Origin of the sequence: Stenotrophomonas sp. GD04054, assembly GCF_029836955.1 — a bacterium.
Classification (GTDB): Bacteria; Pseudomonadota; Gammaproteobacteria; order Xanthomonadales; family Xanthomonadaceae; genus Stenotrophomonas; species Stenotrophomonas maltophilia_A.
In genome coordinates, this window is the sequence record NZ_JAOECR010000017.1 from 64785 (window position 1) to 84197 (window position 19413).

Annotated in this window: 17 protein-coding genes, 1 tRNA gene and 1 pseudogene; 15 read left to right on the forward strand and 4 right to left on the reverse strand. The window is 66.8% G+C overall.

What is annotated here, in order from left to right; translation table 11 throughout:
• Positions 1–105: 105 nt before the first annotated feature.
• The 3 genes from N7573_RS10410 to gmk all read right to left on the reverse strand — a co-directional run bounded on the left by N7573_RS10410 (position 106) and on the right by gmk (position 3450).
• Complete coding sequence (locus tag N7573_RS10410) at positions 106–2268, reverse strand: bifunctional (p)ppGpp synthetase/guanosine-3',5'-bis(diphosphate) 3'-pyrophosphohydrolase (RefSeq protein ID WP_019661980.1); 2163 nt, start codon at positions 2266–2268, stop codon at positions 106–108.
• A gap of 106 nt (positions 2269–2374) precedes the next feature.
• On the reverse strand, positions 2375–2674 hold the full coding sequence (gene rpoZ, locus N7573_RS10415; RefSeq protein WP_005410877.1) for a DNA-directed RNA polymerase subunit omega: 300 nt from the start codon (positions 2672–2674) through the stop codon (positions 2375–2377).
• A gap of 110 nt (positions 2675–2784) precedes the next feature.
• Entirely contained in the window at positions 2785–3450 is a 666-nt protein-coding gene (gene gmk / locus N7573_RS10420; protein WP_110713473.1) for a guanylate kinase, read from the reverse strand.
• Positions 3451–3740: 290 nt separating this feature from the next.
• Between gmk and fdnG the strand changes: the two genes are divergently transcribed.
• The 11 genes and pseudogenes from fdnG to N7573_RS10475 all read left to right on the forward strand — a co-directional run bounded on the left by fdnG (position 3741) and on the right by N7573_RS10475 (position 15435).
• Positions 3741–6809 (forward strand): formate dehydrogenase-N subunit alpha, encoded by a 3069-nt coding sequence (gene fdnG / locus N7573_RS10425; protein ID WP_279912981.1) that lies wholly within the window; start codon positions 3741–3743, stop codon positions 6807–6809.
• A 10-nt stretch (positions 6810–6819) separates the two neighbouring features.
• Complete coding sequence (gene fdxH, locus N7573_RS10430) at positions 6820–7737, forward strand: formate dehydrogenase subunit beta (protein ID WP_012481154.1); 918 nt, start codon at positions 6820–6822, stop codon at positions 7735–7737.
• A complete protein-coding gene (locus tag N7573_RS10435; RefSeq protein ID WP_032127833.1) occupies positions 7734–8381 on the forward strand; it encodes a formate dehydrogenase subunit gamma in 648 nt (215 codons plus the stop codon). The genes fdxH and N7573_RS10435 overlap by 4 nt, the downstream gene beginning before the upstream one ends.
• A 274-nt stretch (positions 8382–8655) precedes the next feature.
• A complete protein-coding gene (gene fdhE / locus N7573_RS10440; protein WP_279912980.1) occupies positions 8656–9639 on the forward strand; it encodes a formate dehydrogenase accessory protein FdhE in 984 nt (327 codons plus the stop codon).
• A gap of 4 nt (positions 9640–9643) precedes the next feature.
• The gene (gene selA / locus N7573_RS10445; protein WP_279912979.1) at positions 9644–11068 is read left to right on the forward strand and encodes an L-seryl-tRNA(Sec) selenium transferase; all 1425 of its coding nucleotides are present in this window, start codon (positions 9644–9646) and stop codon (positions 11066–11068) included.
• Positions 11065–12996, forward strand: coding sequence for a selenocysteine-specific translation elongation factor (selB, locus tag N7573_RS10450; protein WP_279912978.1), 1932 nt, complete (start codon positions 11065–11067; stop codon positions 12994–12996). The genes selA and selB overlap by 4 nt, the downstream gene beginning before the upstream one ends.
• Before the next feature lie 24 nt (positions 12997–13020).
• Positions 13021–13116: transfer RNA gene (locus N7573_RS10455), tRNA-Sec, on the forward strand.
• Positions 13117–13142: 26 nt separating this feature from the next.
• Positions 13143–14222, forward strand: coding sequence for a selenide, water dikinase SelD (gene selD, locus N7573_RS10460; RefSeq protein ID WP_279912977.1), 1080 nt, complete (start codon positions 13143–13145; stop codon positions 14220–14222).
• Positions 14223–14292: 70 nt separating this feature from the next.
• On the forward strand, positions 14293–14784 hold the full coding sequence (locus tag N7573_RS10465; RefSeq protein ID WP_279912976.1) for a helix-turn-helix domain-containing protein: 492 nt from the start codon (positions 14293–14295) through the stop codon (positions 14782–14784).
• Between the two features lie 125 nt (positions 14785–14909).
• A pseudogene (locus tag N7573_RS10470) lies at positions 14910–14969 on the forward strand (hypothetical protein); the annotation flags it as partial.
• Positions 14970–15003: 34 nt separating this feature from the next.
• On the forward strand, positions 15004–15435 hold the full coding sequence (locus N7573_RS10475) for a nucleotidyl transferase AbiEii/AbiGii toxin family protein (protein ID WP_279912983.1): 432 nt from the start codon (positions 15004–15006) through the stop codon (positions 15433–15435).
• 25 nt (positions 15436–15460) lie between these two features.
• On the opposite strand, the gene N7573_RS10480 is transcribed toward N7573_RS10475, so the two are convergent.
• Entirely contained in the window at positions 15461–16321 is an 861-nt protein-coding gene (locus N7573_RS10480; RefSeq protein WP_279912975.1) for a YicC/YloC family endoribonuclease, read from the reverse strand.
• A gap of 124 nt (positions 16322–16445) precedes the next feature.
• Here N7573_RS10480 and rph point away from each other — a divergent pair, with 124 nt between their 5' ends.
• The 4 genes from rph to hemW form a co-directional block, all read left to right on the forward strand.
• Positions 16446–17171, forward strand: a complete 726-nt coding sequence (rph, locus tag N7573_RS10485) for a ribonuclease PH (RefSeq protein WP_049426699.1) — start codon at positions 16446–16448, stop codon at positions 17169–17171.
• Positions 17168–17557: a VOC family protein gene (locus N7573_RS10490; RefSeq protein WP_049400723.1), complete on the forward strand. Its 390-nt coding sequence runs from the start codon at positions 17168–17170 to the stop codon at positions 17555–17557. The genes rph and N7573_RS10490 overlap by 4 nt, the downstream gene beginning before the upstream one ends.
• Entirely contained in the window at positions 17554–18150 is a 597-nt protein-coding gene (gene rdgB / locus N7573_RS10495) for an RdgB/HAM1 family non-canonical purine NTP pyrophosphatase (RefSeq protein WP_014038346.1), read from the forward strand. The genes N7573_RS10490 and rdgB overlap by 4 nt, the downstream gene beginning before the upstream one ends.
• Positions 18151–18206: 56 nt before the next feature.
• On the forward strand, positions 18207–19413 hold a 1207-nt coding region (gene hemW, locus N7573_RS10500; RefSeq protein ID WP_279943150.1), incomplete at its 3' end, for a radical SAM family heme chaperone HemW.

The window sequence follows — 19413 nt, forward strand, 5'->3', positions numbered from 1 at the left end:
GGATCCACCGCGCCGCTTCGGTAGTGCCGGCCGCTGGCCGGCAACCCATGAACGTCGGAAGCAGCGCGAAGTTGCCGGCCAGCGGCCGGCACTACCGGGTTCGTATTACTGGCGGCGTACCGACTGCACGACCGACAGGCGGCGCAGGCGGCGCATCACCTCGGCCAGGTGGTTGCGGTCGCGTACCTGGATATTGAACGCCAGCACGGCGGCGTTGAAGTCGCGGTCCAGGTAGTCCACGCGCTCGATGTTGGAATGGCTCTGGGCGATGGCGGCGGCCAGCTGCGCCAGCACGCCGGTGCCGTTCTCCACTTCCACCACCAGCGAAGTGTCGTAGTCGCCGGAGACGGTGGTGTCCCAGCCGATCGGCACCCAGCGCTCGGGCGACTTGCGCAGCTCGGCCAGGTTCGGGCAGTCCATGCGGTGCACCACGATGCCCTTGCCGGCGGTGTGGTAGCCCATGATCTCGTCGCCGGGAATCGGCTGGCAGCAGCCCGCGAAGGTGACCACGCCGCGCTCGCTGCCGTTGATCAGGATCTTTTCCTGCGAGTGGTGGCGCGAATGCGGGCCGCCACGCAGTTCGGCGTAGGCCATCAGCGCCTGTGCAGCCTGCGTCGGCATCCAGTTGCCCAGTGCGACCTCGGCCAGCAGCGCCTCCAGGCGCGGGAAGCGGTGCTCGGCGAGGAACGCATCCAGGCGCCCCTTCGGCAGCCGCTCCAGCGACGAATCCATCGCCTCCAGCGCACGGTCGAGCATGCGGTGGCCGAGCTGCACGGCGTCTTCGTGCTCCAGCTGCTTGAGCTGGTGGCGGATGGCGGTGCGCGCCTTGCTGGTGACCACGAATTCCAGCCACTGCGGTTTCGGCGTGGCCGAGCGTGCGGTGATGATCTCCACCGACTGGCCCGACACCAGCTTGGTGCGCAACGGCACCAGCTTCTTGTCCACGCGCGAGGCCACGGCCATGTTGCCGACGTCGGTATGCACGGCGTAGGCGAAGTCCAGCGCGGTGGAATTGCGCGGCAGGGCCAGGATCTTGCCCTTCGGGGTGAACAGGTAGACCTCGTCCGGGAACAGGTCGACCTTGACGTTGTCGAGGAACTCCAGCGAGGACCCGGCGGCACGCTGCGAGTCGATCAGTTCAACGATCCAGGCGTGTGCGCGGCTCTGCGCGCTGTTCGGTGAATCGCCGCCGAACTTGTAGGTCCAGTGCGCGGCCACGCCACGTTCGGCGATCAGGTCCATCTCTTCGGTGCGGATCTGCACTTCGATGGGCGAACCATACGGCCCGAACAGCACCGTATGCAGCGACTGGTAACCGTTGGCCTTGGGAATGGCGATGAAATCGCGGAAACGCCCATCCAGCGGCTTGAACGTTGCATGCACCGAACCCAGCGCGTGGTAGCAGCTGGGCACGCTGCGCACCACCAGACGGAAGCCGAACACGTCCATCACCTGGTCGAAGGTTTTGTTCTCGTCGCGCATCTTGTTGTAGATGCTCCACGGGGTCTTGATGCGGCTGACCAGGCGGTGCTCGATGCCTTCCTTCGCCAACCGCTGCGACAGCTGCACTTCCACCTGCGCCAGCGCTTCGCGGCGGACCACCGGCTGGCTGCGGATGTGCTTTTCCAGGATCGCGTGGCGCCACGGATACAGCGCCTTGAAGCCGAGGTTCTGCAGCTCGCTCTTGACCAGGCTCATGCCCAGGCGCTGGGCGATGGGCGCATAGATCTCCAGCGTCTCGCGGGCGATGCGGCCGCGCGCTTCGCGGCTCTGCGCGCCCAGCGTGCGCATGTTGTGCAGGCGGTCGGCCAGCTTGATCATGATCACGCGCAGGTCGCGCGACATCGCCAGCAGCATCTTGCGGAAGCTCTCGGCGGCCGCTTCCTGGCGGTCGCGGAACTTCAGCTTGTCCAGCTTGGTCACGCCGTCGACCAGTTCGGCCACGGCTTCGCCGAACTCGGCGGCCAGCGCCTCACGGGTCAGCGGGGTGTCTTCGATGGTGTCGTGCAGGATCGCGGCGATCAGCGCCTCCACGTCCAAGCCGAGCTCGGCCAGCACCTGGGCCACGGCCACCGGATGGGTGATATAGGGCTCGCCCGACTTGCGCGTCTGCCCGGCGTGTGCGGCGGCTCCGACTTCCCAGGCACGGCGCAACAGCGGCAGCTGTTCCGGCGGCAGGTAATGGGCGGCGCGTTCAAGCTGGAGGACGTAGTCGGGTACGGCGGCAGCGGGGGCTGCGGCGACCTTGGCAGTGGGGCCTGGGTTCATGCCCGAAGCCTATTCCAGCGCGACGTTTACGGCAAATCCTGAATGCGAAACAGCCCGCACGGGGCGGGCTGTTCGGCACATCCAACGATTGCGTTGATCGATGCGATCAATCGTCGTTCTTGGACATGTCTTCGTCGGCGACCACTTCCGCGGCAGCCCACTCCAGCGCTTCGCGCTCGGCGCGCTCACGCTCGGCCTTCTCGACTTCGTCGATCAGCGCGTTGTCGATCTTGCGGGCGGCGATTTCGCGCAGCGCCAGCACGGTCGGCTTGTCCTCGGTCTCGCTGTTGTCCAGCGTGGCCTGCACGCCGTTGGCGAGCTGGCGGGCACGCTTGGAAGCCATCATGACCAGTTCGAAACGGTTGTTAACGACTTCCAGGCAATCTTCTACGGTGATGCGGGCCATACGGGCTCCCGGCGACCGGTCGGCCGCTCAGTCGAATGAGGGAAAGGGGACGGAGTGTACTGGCAGGGGCTGGACAAAATCAAGCCAACCCCTACCCGATTCTTTAGGAATCAGTCAGTTGCGCCCGGATCGGGGGTCAACAGGGCCTGGATCAGCCCAGCGTGGCGGACCTTCTGGGCCTCCCGGCGCAGGCGGCTGGCGGTGAAGATGGCGCACAGTTCGTCCACGGCGGTGTCGAACACCTCGTTGACGATGACGTAGTCGAACTCGTTGAAGTGCAGCATCTCGTCACGGGCGGCGCCCAGGCGCTGGGCGATGACCGCCTCGCTGTCCTGGCCGCGCTTGCGCATGCGGTCCTGCAGGGCCTGCTTGGACGGCGGCAGGATGAACACGGTGACCGTGCCCGGCACCAGCTGGCGCACCTGCTGCGCGCCCTGCCAGTCGATCTCCAGCAGCACGTCCTGGCCGGCGGCCAGCTGCGGTTCCACCGACTGGCGGGCGGTGCCCTTCCAGTCACCGTGCACCCAGGCATGCTCGAAGAAGTCGCCGGCGGCGATCATCTGTTCGAACTTCTCGGCGCTGACGAAGTGGTAGTGCTGGCCGTTCACTTCACCGGGGCGCATCGCGCGCGAGGTGAAGGAGATCGACAGGGCGATCTGCGGGTCACGCGCCAGGGTGGCGTTGACGATGCTGCTCTTGCCGGCGCCGGAGGGCGCCGCAACGATGTACAGCGTGCCGCGCGCGACGGCGTCCGACGGAGTAGACGGGGCGCTCATGCACGGAACCCAACTGGTTGATTTCGCAAAATTTTTCCTCGATGTTCCAGATCCGGCGCGGAGGATCGCGCCAGGACGGCGGGGGCTGCGCGGAACATCCTGGAACCAGGCCCGGCAGACGACTCCCCGGGGTGCGGGCACGCAACTTTACCAGAGCCGCCCCTTGCCGCGCCCGCCCGGCAGGCGCCGGGCCTTGTGCCACATGGGCATGCGGGGGCCTGTGCTATAACCGGGCCGTACCCAACGACAGCCCGGAGGCCCGTGCCTCCCCGCCATCCCAGGAGAACGGCATGTCCTCGATGAGCCGCCGCCAGTTCCTGAAAGTGACCGGGACAACCCTGGTCGGCTCCAGCCTGGCACTGATGGGCTTCGCGCCCGGCATCGCGCTCGCGGAGGTTCGGCAATACAAGCTGACCCGCGCGACCGAGACCCGCAACACCTGTACATACTGTTCGGTGGCCTGCGGCATCCTGATGTACAGCCTCGGCGACGGCGCCAAGAACGCCGAGCCGAGCATCTTCCATATCGAGGGCGACCCGGACCATCCGGTCAACCGCGGCACGCTGTGCCCGAAGGGTGCCGGCCTGGCCGACATCATCCACAGCAAGTCGCGCCTGCTCTACCCCGAGTACCGCGCACCGGGCTCGAACGAGTGGAAGCGGCTGAGCTGGGACGATGCGCTGGACCGCATCGCGCGGCTGATGAAGGAAGACCGCGATGCCAACTTCGTGCAGAAGAACGAGGCCGGGCAGACGGTCAACCGCTGGCTGACCACCGGCATGCTGGCGGCCTCGGCCACCAGCAATGAAACCGCGGTGCTGACCCACAAGGTCGTCCGCTCCCTTGGCATGTTGGCATTCGACAACCAGGCACGTGTCTGACACGGCCCGACGGTGGCAGGTCTTGCCCCGACGCTAGGCCGTGGTGCGATGACGAATCACTGGGTCGACATCAAGAATGCCGACCTGATCCTGATCATGGGTGGCAATGCCGCCGAGGCACACCCGTGCGGGTTCAAATGGGTGACCGAGGCGAAGGCACACAACAAGGCCCGACTGATCGTGGTCGATCCGCGCTTCAACCGCTCGGCCGCGGTGGCCGACGTGTATGCGCCGATCCGTACCGGCACCGACATCGTGTTCCTGGGCGGCCTGATCAACTACCTGCTGACCGAGGACCGCATCCAGCACGAGTACGTGCTGAACTACACCGACATGTCGTTCCTGGTGAAGGACGAGTTCGCCTTCAAGGACGGTCTGTATTCGGGCTACAACGAAGAGAAGCGCAGCTACGACCGCTCCAGCTGGGACTACGCCTACGGTGATGATGGCTTCGTGCGCAGCGACCCGACGCTGAAGGACCCGCGCTGCGTCTACAACCTGCTCAAGCAGCACTATGCGCGCTACACGGTGGAGATGGTCGAACGCATCTGCGGCACGCCGGCCGACAGCATCCGCCAGATCTGGGACATGATCGCGTCCACCGCCGGCAAGGACAAGGCGATGACCATCCTGTACGCGCTGGGCTGGACGCAGCACTCGATCGGCGCGCAGAACGTGCGTGCCGGCACCATGGTGCAGCTGCTGCTGGGCAACATCGGCGTGGCCGGTGGTGGCATGAACGCCCTGCGCGGGCATTCCAACATCCAGGGCCTGACCGACATCGGCCTGATGTCCGACCTGCTGCCCGGCTACCTGACCCTGCCGAAACAGGACGAGCAGGACTACGAGGCCTACATCGCCAAGCGCACGCAGAAGCCGCTGCGCGCCAACCAGATGTCGTTCTGGCAGAACTACCCGAAGTTCCACGTCAGCCTGATGAAATCGTGGTGGGGCGACGCCGCCACCGCCGATAACAACTGGTGTTTCGATTACCTGCCCAAGCTCGACAAGCCGTACGACATGCTGCAGGCGTACGAGCTGATGAACGAAGGCAAGATCCACGGCTACATCTGCCAGGGCTTCAATCCGCTGGCCTCGGCGCCGAACAAGGGCAAGCTGATCAGCGCGTTCTCCAAGCTGAAGTTCATGGTCAGCATGGACCCGCTGGAAACCGAGACCATCGCCTTCTGGCAGAACCACGGTGCGCTGAACGACGTTGACCCGAGCACGATCCAGACCGAAGTATTCCGCCTGCCGACCACCTCCTTCGCCGAGGAGAACGGCGCGGTGGTGAATTCCTCGCGCTGGCTGCAGTGGCACTGGAAGGGTGCCAACCCACCGGGAGAAGCACGCAGCGACATCGAGATCATGTCCGAGCTGTTCCATCGCATCAAAGCGATGTACGAGAAGGACGGCGGTGCGTGGTGGGAGCCGGTGCGCGACCTGGCCTGGAACTACGCCAACCCTGAGGTACCCACGCCCGAAGAACTGGCGATGGAATACAACGGCAAGGCGCTGGCCGACGTGTTCGATCCGAAGGACCCAACCAAGCTGGTGCGCAAGGCCGGCGAGCAGCTGGCGGCGTTCGGCGACCTGCGCGACGACGGCAGCACGTCCTCCGGTTGCTGGATCTACATCGGCGCCTGGGGCCCGACCGGCAACATGATGGCGCGGCGTGACAACAGCGACCCCACCGGCATCGGCAACACGCTGGGCTGGGCCTGGGCGTGGCCGGCCAATCGTCGCGTGATGTACAACCGCGCCTCGTGCGACGTCGCCGGCCAGCCGTTCGATCCGCGCCGCACGCTGCTGGCATGGAACGGCAGGAACTGGGGCAGCGTGGACGTGCCGGACTTCAAGGCCGATGAAGATCCCGCCGGGGGCATGGGCCCGTTCATCATGAACCCGGAAGGCATCGCCCGCTTCTTCGCCAAGGCTGGCATGGCCGAAGGGCCGTTCCCGGAGCACTACGAACCGTTCGATACCCCGCTGCGCAGCAACCCGCTCAGCCCCGGCCAGGCACTGACGTTGAACAACCCGGCGGCCCGCGTGTTCGCCAGCGATCGCGCACAGATCGGTTCGCCGGACGAGTTCCCGCATGTAGCCACCACCTACCGCCTGACCGAGCATTTCCACTTCTGGACCAAGCACGGCAAGTTGAACGCCATCATCCAGCCCGAGCAGTTCGTCGAGATCGGCGCGGCGTTGGCCGATGAGCTGGGCATCAACAACGGCAGCCGCGTGCGGGTCAGTTCCAAGCGCGGGCACATCGAAGCGGTGGCGATGGTGACCAAGCGCATCAAGGCCCTGCAGATTGATGGCAGAACCGTGCACCAGGTGGGCGTGCCGATCCACTGGGGTTTCCTCGGTGCGGCCAAGCCCGGATACATCGCCAATACGCTGACCAACGCCATCGGTGACGGCAACTCGCAGACGCCCGAATCGAAGTGCATCCTGGTCAAGGTCGAGAAGGTGTAGGAGACACGCCATGTCACTGCAATCCCTGGACATCATCCGCCGCTCGGCCACCACCACGCCCTCGCCGGAGGCGCGTGGCGCGCACACCGGCCAGGTCGCCAAGCTGATCGATGTGAGCAAGTGCATCGGCTGCAAGGCCTGCCAGGTCGCCTGCATGGAGTGGAATGATCTGCGCGACGAGGTCGGCAGCTGCGTTGGCAGCTACGACAACCCGCCCGACCTGAGCGAACAGTCGTGGACGGTGATGAAGTTCCGCGAGTACGAGGACGAGAAGGGCAAGCTGGAGTGGCTGATCCGCAAGGAAGGCTGCATGCACTGCAGCGATCCGGGCTGCCTGAAGGCCTGCCCGTCGCCGGGCGCGATCATCCAGTACGCCAACGGCATCGTCGACTTCCAGGAAGAGAACTGCATCGGCTGCGGCTACTGCGTGACCGGTTGCCCGTTCGACGTGCCGCGCATCTCCAAGAAGGACCACAAGGCCTACAAGTGCACGCTGTGCTCGGACCGGGTGGCGGTGGGCCAGGAACCGGCCTGCGTGAAGACCTGCCCGACCGGTGCGATTACCTTCGGCAGCAAGCAGGCAATGACCGAGCATGCCGCCGGCCGCGTGGAAGACCTGAAATCGCGCGGCTACGAGAACGCCGGCCTGTACGACCCGCAGGGTGTGGGCGGCACCCATGTGATGTACGTGCTGCAGCACGTGGACAAGCCGGAACTGTATGCCGACCTGCCGAAGGACCCGCGCATCAGCCCGATGGTGGAGGTGTGGAAGGGCGTGGCCAAGCCGCTGGGCGTGCTGGCGATTGCCGCTACCGCCTTCGCCGGCTTCCTGCATTACATCGGCATCGGCCGCAACACGGTCAATGACGAGGAAGAAGAGGAAGCCGAGCACGAGGCGAAGAAGATCGAAGAGGAGCAGCGGCCATGAAGTACGCCCCGCACCCGCGGCAGATCATCCGCTACCGCGCGCCGACCCGCATCAATCACTGGATTGTGGCGATCTGCTTCGTGTTGACCGCGCTGTCCGGGCTGGCGTTGTTCCACCCTGCCCTGTTCCCGCTGACCCAGTTGTTTGGCGGTGGGCCATGGACGCGCATCCTGCACCCGTTCATCGGCCTGGCCATGGTCGTCGGCTTTGCGCTGCTGGCGTTCCGCATGTGGCGCGACAATCTGCCGACCGCCGACGATGGCAAGTGGATGCGCGGCATGCGCGATGTACTGCGCAACGAGGATGAGAAGTTGCCGCCGGTGGGCCGCTTCAATGCCGGCCAGAAGCTGCTGTTCTGGGCCATCATCGGTTGCCTGTCGGCGCTGCTGCTGACCGGCTTCGTGATCTGGCGGCAGTACTTCAGCCACTTCTTCCCGATCGGGGTGATCCGCTTCTCGGTGCTGGCCCATGCGCTGTTCGGCTGGGTGCTGGTGTGCGCGATCGTGGTGCACATCTATGCAGCGATCTGGATCAAGGGCTCGGTGCGGGCGATGACCCAGGGCAAGGTGACCTACGGGTGGGCGTACAAGCATCACCGGCAGTGGTTCCGGGACATCCTGCGCGGACGGCGGGAAGAGGGGTAGCGGCAGGGCCTGCGGCCCTGCACCCGCTGGATCAACGTCAACATCAACGTCAAGAGCGGGTTTCCTGAGGGATGGCGCGGTGGGTCCGGTCCCCCTCGACAGGTCCCCGGTGCTTTTGGTGGGTGTCGACCTTGGTCGACACGATGAACACGGCAATGATCGAAACCGGCTTTTTTGTAGAGTCGAGCCATGCTCGACTGCTTTGCCTGGAACACGCTGGACGCCGGCGTCGACAACGGCGAGGATGGAGCCTGGTTCTTCTGGCTGGCCCTGCATGGCGCAACGCATCCTTGAACCCGGTGAGATCGAGACGCTGGCCTCGCGCGATGTTCCGCGCATCATCCTGCCCGATACCGCGTCGCTGTTTGCCGGACGTGCGGACCGCCTGCGCAGTCTGGCTGCACACAGTGCCATCGGTGGTTACCTGCAACTGCTGGCGGCGTTGGCCGATGCGCAGCAGGCGCTGCTGGAGGATCTGACACCGCAGCAACGCGAGGAACTTCAGGCACAGGCGCGTGCACAGCAGTCGAGTGCGGCAGCCGGCGCCGGTATGCCGTTGCGGCCCGCCAACACACTTCAGCTGGATGGACGCTGGCGCGGCTGGCTGCGCACGCTGTGCCAGCACTGCGCTGAAGAAGCCGGGCTGCCCGCGGAAACCCGCCAGGAACTGCAGCGCGTTGCTGCTGCCGATGACGGGTGGCTGGATGCGCAGGCGCATGCGGTGCTGGAGCGTGATGACGCGCCGTCGGTGGATGCGGTGGCTGCGCTGCTGGTGATGAACGCGCTGCAGGTCTACTGGGCGGTGCTGGCGGACAGCTTCCGCCCCACCGAGCTGAAGCCGCTGGCCGATGCACCGGGGCTGTGCCCGCTGTGCGGCACCCTGCCGGTGGTCAGCGTGGTGCAGGCGCGGCCGCCCTATGCCTCCTACCGCTACCTGTCGTGCTCGCTGTGTGCCTGCCAGTGGCACTACGTACGCGTGCAGTGCAGCCAGTGTGGTGCCGCCGGCAAGGACATCGCCTATCGCGCCCTGGCCGATGTGGACGGCGACAGCGGCGGGGCGGTGCGCGAGAGCGCGGTCCGTGCCGAGACCTGCGACCACTGCCACAGCTACCGCAAGATCCTGTATCTGGAAAAAGACCCGTCGCTGGAGCCGGTGGCCGATGACCTCGGCACGCTGGCGCTGGATCTGCTGCTGGCAGAGGAGGGCTATGCGCGTGCCAGCCAGAATCCGCTGCTGTGGCAATCCGGCGGCGAGTGAGGCGATGACAGCCACGCCCCCCACCCCGGCATCGGTTTCCGCCCTGCCCTCGCTGGACCGGTTGCTGCGTCTGCCTGCCCTGGCAGCACTGATCGAGGGCCACGGCCGCAGCCGTATCACCCAGCTGCTGCGTTCGCACCTGCAGGTGCTGCGCGACCGTATCAGCGCCGGCCAGCTCTCGGCCACGCAGCTGCAGGAAGCGGTTGACGGCCCGGCGCTGGTGGCAGCAGTCGAGGCCGCACTGGCCGCTGACGCACGGCAGGATCTGCAGCCGATGTTCAATCTGACCGGCACCGTCCTGCACACCAATCTCGGCCGCGCATTGCTGCCCGATGGCGCCGTGCACGCGGTCACCCGCGCGATGACCGCGCCGGTGGATCTTGAATTCGACATCAGCCGCGGCCGTCGCGGCGACCGCGATGCACGGGTGCAGGCATTGATCTGCGAACTGACCGGCGCTGAATCCGCCACTGTGGTCAACAACAATGCCGCGGCGGTCCTGCTGCTGCTCAACAGCCTGGCCAACCGCCGCGACGTGGTGGTGTCACGCGGCGAGCTGGTGGAGATCGGTGGCGCCTTCCGCATTCCCGACGTGATGCGCAGTGCCGGTGCGCGGCTGCTGGAAGTCGGCACCACCAACCGTACCCATCCAGCTGACTTCGCCAATGCGATCGGCGCGCGCACCGCGCTGCTGATGGAGGTGCACGCCAGCAACTACGCGATCACCGGCTTCACCGCCAAGGTCGACACCGCGGCGATGGCCGCGATCGCGCACGAGCACGGCCTGCCGCTGGTGGTGGACCTGGGTAGCGGCAGTCTGTGCGATCTGGCGGTCTTCGGCCTGCCGCACGAGCCCACCGTGCAGGAAACGCTGGCGGCCGGCGCCGACTTGGTTTCGTTCAGCGGCGACAAGCTGCTGGGTGGTCCGCAGGCCGGCATCATCGCCGGCCGCGCCGACCTGATCGCGCGGATCAACCGCAACCCGCTGAAGCGGGCACTGCGCATGGACAAGATGGGCCTGGCCGCACTGGAAGCGGTGCTGGCCCTGTACCGCGAGCCGGAGCTGCTGGCACAGCGACTGCCGACCCTGCGCACCCTGTCACGCACGCAGGAGGACATCGATGTGCAGGCCCAGCGCCTGCTGCAGCCGATGCGTTCCGCGCTGGCGGCCGACTACGGTCTTGAACCGGCATCGATGCACAGCCAGATCGGCAGCGGTGCACAGCCACAGGCGCAGCTCGGCAGTGCCGGCCTACGCATCACGACTGCGCGCCGTGGCGGACTGGATCGCCTGGCCAAGCGCTTGCGTCAGCTGCCGCGACCCGTGCTGGGCCGCATTGCCGATGACGCGCTGTGGCTGGACCTGCGCTGCCTGGAACCGGCCGACGAAGCCGACTTCCTCGCCCAGTGGAGCACGCTGCAGGCATGATCGTCGGCACCGCCGGGCATATCGACCATGGCAAAACCAGCCTGGTACGCGCACTGACCGGCATCGAAACCGATCGCCTGCAGGAAGAGCGAACGCGCGGTATATCGATCGAACTGGGCTACGCCTATGTCCCGGTGGAAAGCAGGGACGCCGAAGGCCCGGCTGCGACGCTGGGTTTCGTCGACGTGCCAGGCCATGAGCGCTTCGTGCACACGATGGTGGCCGGCGCCACGGGTATCGATGTCGCCGTGCTGGTGATCGCTGCCGACGACGGCGTGATGCCACAGACCCGCGAGCATCTGGCGATCCTGCAGCTGCTGGGCGTGGATCGTGGTGCGGTGGCGCTGACCAAGATCGACCGTGTGGATGCGGCGCGCCTCGCCCGGGTCGAGATCGAGATTGCCGCGCTGCTGGCCGCGACACCGCTGCAGGATTCCCCTCTGTTCGCCTGCAACAGCACCGCACCCGACGATGCCGGCATCAGCGCACTGCGTACCCAGCTGCACGCGTGGGCGGCGGACGATGCCAGCACACGCCAGGCCGAACTGCGCAGCGAACTGTTCCGCATGCCGGTGGACCGCGTGTTCTCGCTGGCCGGCCACGGCACGCTGGTGACCGGCGCGGTGCATGGCGGCATCGCCGCGGTGGGTGAGCATCTGCAGCTGATGCCGGCCGCCACTGAAGTGCGCATACGCAGCATCCACGCGCAGAACCAGGCCAGCGAGCACGCGATGGCTGGGCAACGCTGCGCGCTGAACCTGGCCGCCATCGCCCGCGACGACATCCACCGGGGCGACTGGATCGCCGATCCACGCGCGCTGCTGGCCACCACCCGCGTTGATGTGCGCCTGCGGCTTTCCGCACTGGCGCCGCCACTGCGCGACTGGTCGCCGCTGCACATCCATTGGGGCACGATGCACCGGCAGGCGCATATGGTGCTGCTGGAAGACCACGACCACGGCGATGGGCAGTTGGTGCAGCTGGTGTTCGATGCACCGGTCTGCGCGATGTGTGGCGATCGTTTCATCGCCCGTGATTCAGCGGCCACCCACACACTGGGCGGTGGCGTCGTGCTCGATCCGGATCCTCCGCAGCGGCGTCGGCGCAGTCCTGCACGGCTGGCCTGGCTGGCGGCACTGGAGCAGCTGGCGGCCGGTGCCGGTGTTGTCCCGCTGCTGCAGCAGGCACCTGCCGGCATTCCCCTCACTGCGCTGCAACGCTATTGCCGACGCGCCGCCGACCGCATCGACCTGCCCGAGGACGCGCGACGCATCGCGACCCGCGATGACACAGTGATCATCCTCGCACCGCACTGGCAGGCACTGCGCGAGCAGGTGATCACCTCGCTGCGCGGCTGGCACGAGCGACGCCCGGAGGAACCCGGCGTCGACAGCGGACGCCTGCAGCGCAGTACCCTGCCCTCGCTTGCAGCGAGCCTCTGGAATGCGCTGCTGCAGGACCTGCTGGCCGATGGCACGCTGCAGCGCGTGGGCGCGTGGTGGCGCCTGCCCGGCCATGACCATGCGCCACCGGAACGCGAACGTCTCCTGCTGGAACGCGTGCTGCCGCAACTGCACGCCAGTGGCTTCGATCCACCGTGGGTGCGCACCCTGGCCGCCGACGTCGGTCTGGCCGAAGATGAGGTCCGCGCGGTCCTGCGCCGCGCCGCCGCACGTGGTGAACTGTTCCAGGTGGTGCCCGACCTGTTCTATGCGCCGGCCCGCATCGCCGAGCTGGCCGCGATCGTCGCGCAGCTGTCACAGGCCACCGGCACGGTGGATGCGGCGGCCTTCCGCGATGCCATCGGCCTGGGCCGCAAACGCAGCATCCAGATCTTGGAGTTCTTCAATCGCGTTGGCTACACTCGGCGCGTCGGTGACCAGCATCGGCCGCGCGGCGACCTGCAGTGGAATGCAGCCCGCGACTGAGCCCACCGGTACCGCCGTACTTTCGGAAGGCATGCGCATCCGGGCATGCGGCTGGGCTTCAAACCCAGTAGGGGGCGTCGATCGTTCCCTGGTAGGTTCGACTCCTGCTGCCTTCCGCCATTCGTGTTTCCGCAGGAGATGTCGGCATGGCCACGCACGCGCAGTCCCCCGCTCCTTCAACGGCCGATGCCCCGCAACGACTGACCTCGCTGGCCCACGGTGGCGGCTGCGGCTGCAAGATCGCCCCGGGTGTGCTGACCGAACTGCTGCGCGGGGTGCCGGCACTTCCCGCACCGGTCGAACTGCTGGTCGGCCGCGAGACCAGCGACGACGCCGCGGTGTATCGCCTCGATGACCGGCAGGCAATCGTCGCCACCACCGACTTCTTCATGCCGATTGTCGACGACCCGTTCGACTTCGGCCGCATCGCCGCCACCAATGCGCTGTCGGACCTGTACGCGATGGGCGCGCGCCCGCTGTTCGCACTGGCCATCGTCGGCATGCCGATCAACAGCCTGCCGCAGGACACCATCCGCGGCATCCTGCAGGGTGGCGAACGCGCCTGCGCCGATGCCGGCATCGTGGTGGCCGGTGGCCACAGCATCGATTCGGTGGAACCCATCTACGGCCTGGCCGCGATCGGCGTGCTCGATCCGCAGCGGCTCAAGCGCAATGCCGATGCCCGCGCCGGCGATGTGCTGGTGCTGGGCAAGCCATTGGGCGTGGGCGTGTATTCGTCGGCGCTGAAGAAAGAAGTGCTGGATGCCGAGGGCTACCGGCAGATGATCGAGTCGACCACCCGCCTGAACAGCGTGGGCCTGCCCCTTGCCGCTCTGGACGGCGTGCATGCCATGACCGACGTCACCGGCTTCGGCCTGCTCGGCCACCTGCTGGAGGTGTGCCGCGCCAGTGGCGTGGCCGCCGAGGTGGATAGTGCACAGGTGCCGCTGCTGCCGCAGACCCTGGACCTGCTGCAACGTGGCTGCGTAACCGGCGCCTCCAACCGCAACTGGGCCTCGTACGGCGCCGAGGTGCGCTTCGCCGAGGGCTTGGCCGCCCACTGGCAGCCACTGCTGACCGACCCGCAGACCAGCGGCGGTCTGCTGGTGTCCTGTGCGCCGGAAGCGGTGGATGCGGTGCTGACCTGCTTCCACGATGCCGGGTTCGGCCAGGCGGCCGTGCTGGGGCGCTTGAGCGAGGGAGCGGCGGGCGTCAGGGTGGTTTGAGCCGTGAAGGTTTGCCAACGTGCCGCTTCCGGGCACTTGAATTATGTCCAAAATATTGGACACTCAGGCCATGAACCTGATCGACATCGGCAAGGCGGTTCGTGCCCGCCGTGAGCAGCTTGGCCTGTCGCAAGGCCATCTGGCTCACCTCAGCGGTCTTTCCCGGCAGACCGTGGTCGGCCTGGAAGGGGGCACCCTGAGCGACCTGGGCGTCAATCGTGTCGGCCAGTTGTTGTCCGTGCTCGGCCTGGATGTTCCGGCACCCACCACCGAAAACCGGCAGCGCAAACAAGGCCTGAAAATGGCCGCACGAACCGCGAACGTGAGCTACGCGAGCGAACTGACGGCTGGCGAGTTGGCCCGCGTGCTGGTCAGCGGGGAAGTTCCTGCCACCTACGCAGCGCAGATGGCGCACCTGCTGGATGAAGCCCCTCCCTCCATGATGGTGATGGCAGTCGAGGAAGCTGCAATCGGCGCGCAGCTGCCGCCACGGCGCATCTGGCGCAACGTGGCGAAGATGGCCAACACACTTTCTGCCCATCGCAAGGACCTGTGGTTGTGAACCGCAAACTGCCGGCCGGCGCCTGGCAGGCGCTGCTGCCTCGGGCGCTTGTCCTCATCGGGGAGATCCGGCGCCACGGCGGCATCACCGATCCGTTCTGGACGTTGGGCGGCGGAACGGTACTGATGTTTCGACATCGGCACCGACTCAGCAAGGACATCGACATCTTCGTGCCGAATCCCCAGTACCTGGGATTCGTTACTCCCCCGCTTGAGCGATGTGGCCGCGAGCCTTACCGGCGACTACAGCGAAGATCCCAGCGCCTGGGTGAAGCTGCAGTTCGAGGAAGGCGAGGTGGATTTCGTCGCGGCCCCCAATCTTCTCGATGATGCCTGGGAGGAATGGACGATCGATGGTCAGCGCATACGGGTGGAAACGTCGGCGGAAATCATCGCCAAGAAAATGTTCCATCGCGGGCATCGAACAACCGCCCGAGACCTGTTCGATCTTGCGCTGATCATCGAACGCGAGCCGGACGCGCTGGCGGCCGCCGCGCACGCGCTGGTCCGCCATCGATCAACGTTTCTTGATCAGATCCGCAATCCCCATCCGACATTGAAGATTGCGTTCAAGGCCATCGACACGCTGGACTACACGCCAGACTTCGACCACTGCGTCGCGATAGCTGCGGACTACCTGGAAGGACTGTGATCCTCCCAGGCGATTGCGCAGAACATCACTCGATGTTCTGCACCTGTTCGCGAATCTGGTCGATCAGCACCTTCAGCTCCACCGCGGCATTGGACGTACGGCTGTCCACCGACTTCGAGCCCAGCGTATTGGCTTCACGGTTGAACTCCTGCAGCAGGAAGTCCAGGCGGCGACCGACCGGCTCGCGCTGCTTGAGCACGCGGCGGATCTCGACGATGTGGCTGCCGAGGCGGTCCAGCTCTTCATCCACGTCCAGCTTCTGCAGCCACAGGACCAGTTCCTGCTCGGCGCGGCCGGCGTCGACCGGGTGCGGCAGGTCGGCCAGGCGTGCGGCCAGCTTGGCGCGCTGGCCGTCGCGAATGGCCGGAATCAGCGTGCGGACTTCGGTGGCGATGCGTTCGATGCCGTCCACACGCTCGCTGATGGCCGCAGCCAACTTGCCGCCTTCGCGCTCACGGGCCTCGACGAAGCCGTCCAGCACCTGGTCCAGCAGGGCCAGTGCCTCGACCTGCAGGGCGGCGGCATCGGTGGCCTCGCCGCGGGTGACGCCCGGCAGCTGCAGCAGGTCGGTGAAGCTGACCTGCAGGTTGGGGAAATCGGAGGTCAGGCGGTGCGCCAGGCGGCCCAGCTGACCCAGCAGGGCCTCGTCCACCTGCAGGTTGGCCGCCGCTTCCGGCGCGCGCAGGCGCATCACCAGATCCAGCTTGCCGCGGCTCAGGCGCGCGGCGATACGCTCGCGCAGCTGCGGCTCGAGCGCCCGCAATTCCTCGGGCAGGCGGGTGCCGACCTCCAGGAAGCGGTGGTTGACCGAGCGCAGCTCGCAGCCCAGCGTGCCCCACGGGGTGACCCGCTCGCCGCCGGCGTAGGCGGTCATGCTTCGAATCATGGATTGTGTCCGGTGCGTGCAAAGGGGGAATGGTACCCTAGCGCCCTCACCAGAGCCCCCTTGCCCGCCCCGTGAAGGCCGCGGGCGTGGCGGCGTACTCCCTCGCCATTACGGAACCCGCACCATGTCCGATTCCCGCCCCAGCGGCCGCCAGCCCGACCAGCTCCGCCCGGTCGTCATCCAACGCGGCTTCACCCGCCACGCCGAAGGTTCGGTGCTGGTGTGCTTCGGTGAAACCCGTGTGCTGTGCACCGCCAGCGTCGAGAACCGCGTGCCGGGCTTCCTGCGCGGCAAGGGCGAAGGCTGGGTGACCGCCGAATACGGCATGCTGCCGCGCGCCACCCACACCCGCAGCGACCGTGAAGCGGCCCGTGGCAAGCAGGGCGGCCGCACGCTGGAGATCCAGCGCCTGATCGGCCGCAGCCTGCGCGCGTGCGTGGACCGCAACGCGCTGGGCGAACGCACCATCACCCTCGACTGCGACGTGCTGCAGGCCGACGGCGGCACCCGCACCGCCGCCATCACCGGCGCCTACGTGGCCCTGGTCGATGCGGTGAATGTGCTGATGAAGCGCGGCGACATCAAGCGCAACCCGATCCTGGGTGCAGTGGCAGCGGTGTCGGTGGGCGTCTACCGCGGCACCCCGGTGCTGGACCTGGACTACGCCGAAGACAGCGACTGCGACACCGACATGAACGTGGTGATGAACGACGGCGGTGGCTTCATCGAGCTGCAGGGCACCGCTGAAGGCCATGCCTTCCGTCGCGATGAATTGGATGCGCTGCTCGGCCTGGCCGAAAAGGGCGTGGCCGAACTGCTGGCCGCGCAGCAGGCGGCGCTGTCGGCATGAACCGGCGCATCGCCCTGACCACCCTGGTGGTGGCCGACTACGACGAAGCCATTGCCTGGTACACCGGCAAGCTCGGCTTCGCGCTGCTGGAGGACATCGACCAGGGCCACAAGCGCTGGGTGGTGGTGGGGCCGACCGACGGCAGCGCTGCCGCCCTGCTGCTGGCCCGTGCCAGCGACGAGGAACAGCGCAGCCGCATCGGCAACCAGACCGGTGGCCGCGTCGCCTTCTTCCTCAACACCGACGACTTCCACCGCGACCACACGGCGATGCTGGCCGCCGGGGTCGAATTCCTGGAAGCGCCGCGCGAAGAACCCTATGCAACGGTCGCGGTGTTCCGCGATCTGTATGGCAACACCTGGGACCTGCTGGAGCCCCGTCAATGAAGAAACTGGTACTGGCCAGCCACAACGCCGGCAAGCTGGTGGAGATGCAGGAGATCCTCGCCGACCTGCCGCTGCAGATCACCTCGGCCGCCGAGCTGGGCCTGGGCGACGTAGAAGAAACCGGCCTGACCTTCGTCGAGAACGCGCTGCTGAAGGCGCGCGCGGCCTGCGAAGCGACCGGCCTGCCGGCGCTGGCCGATGATTCGGGCCTGATCGTCGATGCCCTCGGCGGTGCACCGGGCCTGTACAGCGCGCGCTATGCCGGCCACCCGACCAATGCCGCGGCCAACAATGCCAAGCTGCTGGAGGCGATGGCCGACGTTCCCGATGGCCAGCGCGGCGCCCGCTTCTATGCGGTGATCGTGCTGCTGCGTCACGCCACCGATCCGCAGCCGCTGATCTGCGAAGGTCGCTGGGAGGGCCAGATCATCCGTGAACTGCGCGGCACGAATGGATTCGGCTACAACCCGGTGTTCCTGGACACCACCCACGGCCTGACCGCTGCGGAGATGGAGCCGGCCCTGAAGAACGCCATCAGCCACCGTGCCATTGCCCTGCAGCAGCTCAAGCAGCAGCTGGCGACGCTTTACTGACGCCACCCGATCGAACCAGGGAAGCCGGCCAGCGGCCGGCACTACCGAAGAAGCCCATGCCGCACGCCCACGACCACTGCAACCACCTGCCCGGCGAAGCCTGTTCGGCGGACCACGACACTTCGGTACGACTGGTGCCGCCGCCGCTGTCGCTGTACGTGCACCTGCCGTGGTGCGTGCGCAAATGCCCGTACTGCGATTTCAATTCGCACCAGGCCAAGGGCGAGCTGCCGTTCGATGCCTACATCGATGCGCTGCTGCGCGACCTCGACCAGGACCTGCCGCTGGTCTGGGGCCGGGTGGTGCACAGCGTGTTCTTCGGTGGCGGCACGCCCAGCCTGTTCCCGCCGGAAGCAATCGACCGTTTCCTGCAACAGGCCAGCGCACGCCTGCGTTTCGCGCCCAATGCCGAAATCACCCTGGAAACCAACCCGGGCACCGCCGAGCATGGCCGCTTCGACCGCTACCGCGCAGCCGGCGTCAATCGCCTCAGCTTCGGTATCCAGAGTTTCGACGATGCGATGCTCAAGCGCCTGGGCCGCATCCACGACAGTGGCGAAGCCGAGCGCGCGGTGAAGATGGCGCAGGACGCGGGTTACGACAACTTCAACATCGACCTGATGTACGCGCTGCCGGAACAGACCCTGGCCGGTGCCGAGGCTGATCTGGAACGCGCGTTCGCGCTGCAGCCGGCGCATATCTCGCACTACCAGCTGACCCTGGAACCGAACACGGTGTTCTTCGCGCAGCCGCCGCAGGGCATTCCCGATGAAGACAACGCCTGGGACATGCAGGAACACTGCCAGGCGCTGCTGGCGCAGGCCGGTTTCGGCCAGTACGAGGTGAGCGCCTACGCACGCCCTGGCCGGCAGAGCGCGCACAACCTGAACTACTGGCGCTTCGGCGATTACCTGGGCATCGGTGCCGGCGCGCACGGCAAGATCAGCTCGGGCGCCGAGGAACACGTGCTGCGCCGCTGGAAGCTGAAGCACCCGCAGGCCTACCTGGACAGCGCAGGCACCCCGGCCTCGTTCGGTGGTGACGATGTGATCGCGCCCGAGCGCCTGCCGTTCGAGTACATGCTCAACCTGCTGCGCCTGCACGAAGGTTTCGGCCTGCGCGATTTCGAGTCGCGTACCGGGCTGCCACGCAGCGTGCTGGATGCCCCCCTGGCCGAGGCCGTTCAGCGCGGCTGGCTGGACGTGACCGATGGCCATGTGCAGCCGACCGAACTGGGCCGCCGCTTCACCAACGATGTGGTGA

Excerpts from the sequence above, each read along its gene's own strand:
- N7573_RS10410 (WP_019661980.1), bottom strand. The coding sequence starts at position 2,268 with ATGAACCCAGGCCCCACTGCCAAGGTCGCCGCAGCCCCCGCTGCCGCC.
- rpoZ (WP_005410877.1), bottom strand. The coding sequence starts at position 2,674 with ATGGCCCGCATCACCGTAGAAGATTGCCTGGAAGTCGTTAACAACCGT.
- gmk (WP_110713473.1), bottom strand. The coding sequence starts at position 3,450 with ATGAGCGCCCCGTCTACTCCGTCGGACGCCGTCGCGCGCGGCACGCTG.
- fdxH (WP_012481154.1), top strand. The coding sequence starts at position 6,820 with ATGTCACTGCAATCCCTGGACATCATCCGCCGCTCGGCCACCACCACG.
- N7573_RS10435 (WP_032127833.1), top strand. The coding sequence starts at position 7,734 with ATGAAGTACGCCCCGCACCCGCGGCAGATCATCCGCTACCGCGCGCCG.
- fdhE (WP_279912980.1), top strand. The coding sequence starts at position 8,656 with ATGGCGCAACGCATCCTTGAACCCGGTGAGATCGAGACGCTGGCCTCG.
- selA (WP_279912979.1), top strand. The coding sequence starts at position 9,644 with ATGACAGCCACGCCCCCCACCCCGGCATCGGTTTCCGCCCTGCCCTCG.
- selB (WP_279912978.1), top strand. The coding sequence starts at position 11,065 with ATGATCGTCGGCACCGCCGGGCATATCGACCATGGCAAAACCAGCCTG.
- selD (WP_279912977.1), top strand. The coding sequence starts at position 13,143 with ATGGCCACGCACGCGCAGTCCCCCGCTCCTTCAACGGCCGATGCCCCG.
- N7573_RS10465 (WP_279912976.1), top strand. The coding sequence starts at position 14,293 with ATGAACCTGATCGACATCGGCAAGGCGGTTCGTGCCCGCCGTGAGCAG.
- N7573_RS10480 (WP_279912975.1), bottom strand. The coding sequence starts at position 16,321 with ATGATTCGAAGCATGACCGCCTACGCCGGCGGCGAGCGGGTCACCCCG.
- rph (WP_049426699.1), top strand. The coding sequence starts at position 16,446 with ATGTCCGATTCCCGCCCCAGCGGCCGCCAGCCCGACCAGCTCCGCCCG.
- N7573_RS10490 (WP_049400723.1), top strand. The coding sequence starts at position 17,168 with ATGAACCGGCGCATCGCCCTGACCACCCTGGTGGTGGCCGACTACGAC.
- rdgB (WP_014038346.1), top strand. The coding sequence starts at position 17,554 with ATGAAGAAACTGGTACTGGCCAGCCACAACGCCGGCAAGCTGGTGGAG.